Source organism: Mesorhizobium sp. M7A.F.Ca.CA.002.04.1.1, assembly GCF_004022805.1.
In the GTDB taxonomy this organism is placed as follows: domain Bacteria; phylum Pseudomonadota; class Alphaproteobacteria; order Rhizobiales; family Rhizobiaceae; genus Mesorhizobium; species Mesorhizobium ciceri.
Genome location: NZ_RZPL01001203.1, coordinates 1 through 773, shown reverse-complemented (window position 1 = coordinate 773; position 773 = coordinate 1). Strand labels below are relative to the sequence as shown.

At 62.7% G+C, this 773-nt stretch carries 1 protein-coding gene; it reads left to right on the top strand.

Annotated features, from left to right (window positions below; all coding sequences use genetic code 11):
- Window positions 1-200: 200 nt before the first annotated feature.
- The coding region (locus ENZ75_RS33310; RefSeq protein WP_164888247.1) for a sugar ABC transporter permease at window positions 201-773 on the top strand (573 nt) is incomplete at its 3' end.

Sequence of the window (773 nt, the reverse complement as noted above, 5' to 3'; positions counted from 1 at the left end):
CTCGCACTGGATTCGGACCGTACCGGCCCGGATCCGACGGCGGCCCGTGCCGCAGCCTTTCGTCATGAGCGCATTGACATGAAGCGCGATCGGCAATGTGCGCAAGCCGCCGATGACGCGCTCCAAACAACTGAATCGGCGCCTGGTCCCCGTCACCAAGGTCATTCCTTGTCGGGTCATGCGCAGGGGGAGAGGGACCCATGGCGGCTCAGATTTTCTCGGCCATATTCGTCATCATCGTCGGCGTCGGCGGTTGCGTCGCCTATTTCTGGGGCGCCAACAAACTGGTCGACCTGATATTCCCGTCACGCGGCGTCGCCGGTGCCGCGGCCATCGACAATCTACGCCGGCAAGGGTTGGTCCGCCCATGGCTGTTCGTCGGCCCGGCGATGATCATCCTCACCATTTACCTGATCTATCCGGTGGTCGAGACGCTGCGGCTGTCGTTCCTCGATCGCGGCGGCATCAGTTTCGTCGGCCTGGCGAACTATGAATGGGCGTTCGGCGACCGCGAGTTCCGCAACTCGATCCTCAACAACATCATCTGGCTGGCGGTGGTGCCGGCCGCCTGCACCTTCCTCGGGCTGATCATCGCCGTGCTTACGGACAAGATCTGGTGGGGCACGATCGCCAAGAGCCTGATCTTCCTGCCGCTGGCGATCTCCTTCGTCGGCGCCAGCGTGATCTGGAAATTCATCTACGAGTATCGGGGCGAGGGCCAGACGCAGATCGGCATCCTCAACGCCATCATCCAGCATTTCGGCGGCCAGCCG